Here is a 3570-nt window from a genome sequence, read left to right on the forward strand (position 1 = left end):
GGCCCGCTCGGCGCCGTCGTCGGCGGCGCGATCGGTGCCGCCGTCGGCACGGCCAACAGCATCCTGGGGATCGACCGGCGGGACCGCTTCCGCATCTACGCGATCGGCGAGCAGCGGCCCTCCTTCGCCTACGCGGGGCCGGTGCGGGTCGGAACCGTGCTGCCGGAGGACGACGTGGTCTATTACGACGTGCCGGCCGAATTCGCGCTGCCGAACTACAACTACACGATCGTCAACGACCACCCCGTGCTGGTCGAGCCGCGGACGCGGCGCATCGTCGAGGTCATCGATTAGGGGCTGCGCGCATCCTCGCGGAGCCGAGGTTTCACGCCGCCGGGACACGCCCGGCGGCGGGGTCGTGATCGGCGCGGGGCGCCGACGCGATGTTACTTCAGGCGCGCGGCGGCCCACGCGATGTGGTCGGCCATGAAGGTCGAGATGAAGAAGTAGGAGTGGTCGTAGCCCTCGCGCATGTTGAGGGTCAGCGCGATTCCGGCCTTCTTGCAGGCCTCCTCCAGCAGCCAGGGGCGCAGGCCGTCCTGGAGGAAGCTGTCGGCGGTGCCCTGATCGACCAGGAACTCGGGGAAGCGCTTGCCGTCCTCGATCAGCGCGGTGGCGTCGTGGGCGCGCCAGGCGGCCGTGTCGGACCCGAGATACTTCTCGAAGGCCGGCTTCGACCAGCCGGCCGTGGAGGGCTGGGCGATCGGCGCGAAGGCGGAGCAGGACTTGAAGCGCTCCGGGTAGGTCAGCGCGATGGTGAGCGCCCCGTGGCCGCCCATGGAATGGCCGAAGATGCCCTGGCGGGTCATGTCGGCGGGGAACTCCTTCGCGATGAGCGCCGGCAGTTCTTCCGTGATGTAGCTCCACATCTTGTAGTTCTTGTCATAGGGCGCCTGCGTGGCGTCCAGATAGAAGCCGGCGCCGGAGCCGAACTGCCAGTTGCCCTCCTCGTCCGGGATGCCGGGGCCGCGCGGGCTGGTGTCGGGGGCCACGATGATCACGCCATGCTCGGCGGCGGCGGCGCGGTACTCGCCCTTGTCCATGACGTTGGCGTGCGTGCAGGTGAGCCCGGACAGGTACCAGAGCACCGGGACCGGCCCCTTCTCGGCCTGGGGCGGCACGAACACCGCGAAGGTCATCGGGCATCCCGTGGTCTGCGCGTCGTGCTTGTAGACGCCCTGCGTGCCGCCGTGGGCGCGGGCCTTCGAGACGGTTTCCATCAGCTGTGATCTCCTGCTCGGGAGGCGGGAGCCCCGCTCGGGGGCTGGATCGCGGGCCCGGGTCTTCGAGAATGCGAGGACGTGCGCGGGGCTCCCCGGCCCGGCAGGCGGGGAGCCCCGGATGGTCTTCCTCAGTAGACGACGACGGAACGGATCGACTTGCCTTCGTGCATGAGGTCGAAGCCGTGGTTGATCTCGTCCAGCGGCATGGTGTGGGTGATCAGATCGTCGATGTTGATCTTACCCTCCATGTACCAGTCGACGATCTTCGGCACGTCGGTACGGCCGCGCGCGCCGCCGAACGCCGAGCCCCGCCAGACCCGGCCGGTGACGAGCTGGAACGGGCGGGTCGAGATCTCGCGGCCGGCCTCGGCCACGCCGATGACGATCGACTCGCCCCAGCCGCGATGGCAGCATTCGAGGGCCTGGCGCATCACGTGGACGTTGCCGGTGCAATCGAAGGAGAAGTCGGCGCCGCCGCCCGTGAGATCGACGATGGCCTGGACCACCTTGTCGGTGCCGACCTCGTTCGGGTTGATGAAGTGGGTCATCCCGAACTTGCGGGCCATGGCCTGCTTCTCCGGGTTGATGTCGACGCCGATGATCTTGTCGGCACCGACCATCCGGGCGGCCTGCAGCACGTTGAGGCCGATGCCGCCGAGACCGAACACCACCACGTTGGCGCCGGGCCAGACCTTGGCGGTGTAGATCACGGCGCCGATGCCCGTGGTCACGCCGCAGCCGATGTAGCAGATCTTGTCGAAGGGGGCGTCTTCGCGGATCTTGGCGAGCGCGATGGCCGGCAGGACCGTGAAGTTCGAGAAGGTCGAGCAGCCCATGTAGTGGAACACGGTGTTCGACCCGCCGGGATTGCCGCCGGTGGAGACGCAGGAGAAGCGGCTGGTGCCGTCCGGCATCACGCCCTGGCCCTGGGTCGCCCGAATCGCGGTGCACAGGTTGGTGCGCTGCGAGAGGCAGGATTTACAGTTGCGGCATTCCGGCGTGTAGAGCGGGATGACGTGGTCGCCGGGCTTCAGCGTGGTGACGCCGGCGCCGACCTCGCGGACGATGCCCGCGCCCTCGTGGCCGAGGATCGCCGGGAACTTGCCCTCGGAATCCAGTCCCGAGAGGGTGTAGGCGTCGGTGTGGCAGATGCCGGTGGCCATCAGCTCGACGAGAACCTCGCCGGCCTTGGGCCCTTCGATGTCGATGGTCTCGATGGTGAGAGGCTTCTTGGCTTCCCACGCGACCGCGGCGCGCGTCTTCATCACGTGTTCCTGTTGTTTGGACGATCACGGACGGCGTCGAACGGCCGACTCTTCGGCGCGCCTCGCCCAGGGGCGGCACACCGAACGGTCCGAAAATCTGGGGTGTGTTTGATGGTTCTGGCGCCGAGATGCAACGTTTGCGGTCGCGTTTCGAACACGTCCCCCGCCCGGGCGGTCCGGGGAATGGGTCGCATCCGCACGGCGCGGGCCACGCGCTAACTCCGGCGCATGGATCGCACCTCTCCCATCAATCGCCCCATGACCCGAGCCGCCGGGCTCGACCGGCTCGCCGCCTTCCTGGCCGGAGCCGGGGCCGATTACGCCGCCTGCCGCAACACCGACCGCGGCCCCGGCCACGAGCCGACCACCTCGGCCCTCTCACCCTACCTGCGCCGGCGCCTGATCACGGAGGCCGAGGTCGCGGCCGCCGCCGAGCACGCGTTCGGCGACGGCGGCGCGGAGAAATTCGTGTCCGAGGTGTTCTGGCGGACCTACTTCAAGGGCCACCTGGAGACCCACCCGTCCGCCTGGACGGACTACCACGCCCTGGTTGCTCGCAACCGGGAGCGGCTCGCCGCCGAGCCCGGACTGCGCCGGACCTACGCGACGGCGGTCGAGGGCCGGACCGGGATCGACGGCTTCGACGACTGGGCCCGCGACCTCGTCGAGACCGGCTGGCTGCACAACCACGCCCGGATGTGGTTCGCCTCGATCTGGATCTTCACCCTGCGCCTGCCCTGGGCGCTCGGCGCCGCGTTCTTCATGGACCACCTGATCGACGGCGATCCGGCGAGCAACACCCTGTCCTGGCGCTGGGTGGCGGGCCTGCACACCCGGGGCAAGCACTACGTCGCCCGCGCCGAGAACATCCGGCGCTACACGGAGGGCCGCTTCGACCCCGTCGGCCTCGACGAGGAACCGGACGCGCTGGACGAGGCGATGCCGCCCCGCGAGGTCCCGCTGCCCCGGGCCGAGGCCGCGCCGGCGGGCGACATCGCGCTGCTGCTGCATCTCGACGACCTGCACCCGGAGAGCCTGCCGTTGGGGGACGCCCGGGTGGTCCGCGTCGGCGGCCTGCTGGC

At 69.7% G+C, this 3570-nt stretch carries 4 protein-coding genes; 2 read left to right on the top strand and 2 right to left on the bottom strand.

Going from position 1 to position 3570, the window contains the following annotated elements; translation table 11 throughout:
• Positions 1-294: DUF1236 domain-containing protein (locus FV228_RS23445; RefSeq protein WP_147856774.1), on the top strand; the 294-nt coding region annotated here is incomplete at its 5' end.
• Positions 295-386: 92 nt separating this feature from the next.
• On the opposite strand, the gene fghA is transcribed toward FV228_RS23445, so the two are convergent.
• Positions 387-1220, bottom strand: coding sequence for an S-formylglutathione hydrolase (fghA, locus tag FV228_RS23450; protein WP_147856775.1), 834 nt, complete (start codon positions 1218-1220; stop codon positions 387-389).
• Between the two features lie 131 nt (positions 1221-1351).
• A complete protein-coding gene (locus FV228_RS23455; RefSeq protein ID WP_147856776.1) occupies positions 1352-2488 on the bottom strand; it encodes an S-(hydroxymethyl)glutathione dehydrogenase/class III alcohol dehydrogenase in 1137 nt (378 codons plus the stop codon).
• A gap of 258 nt (positions 2489-2746) precedes the next feature.
• Between FV228_RS23455 and FV228_RS23460 the strand changes: the two genes are divergently transcribed.
• The coding region (locus FV228_RS23460; protein WP_147856777.1) for an FAD-binding domain-containing protein at positions 2747-3570 on the top strand (824 nt) is incomplete at its 3' end.

It is taken from the genome of Methylobacterium sp. WL18 (genome assembly GCF_008040015.1).
Taxonomy (GTDB): domain Bacteria; phylum Pseudomonadota; class Alphaproteobacteria; order Rhizobiales; family Beijerinckiaceae; genus Methylobacterium; species Methylobacterium mesophilicum.

Excerpts from the sequence above, each read along its gene's own strand:
- fghA (WP_147856775.1), bottom strand. The coding sequence starts at position 1,220 with ATGGAAACCGTCTCGAAGGCCCGCGCCCACGGCGGCACGCAGGGCGTC.
- FV228_RS23455 (WP_147856776.1), bottom strand. The coding sequence starts at position 2,488 with ATGAAGACGCGCGCCGCGGTCGCGTGGGAAGCCAAGAAGCCTCTCACC.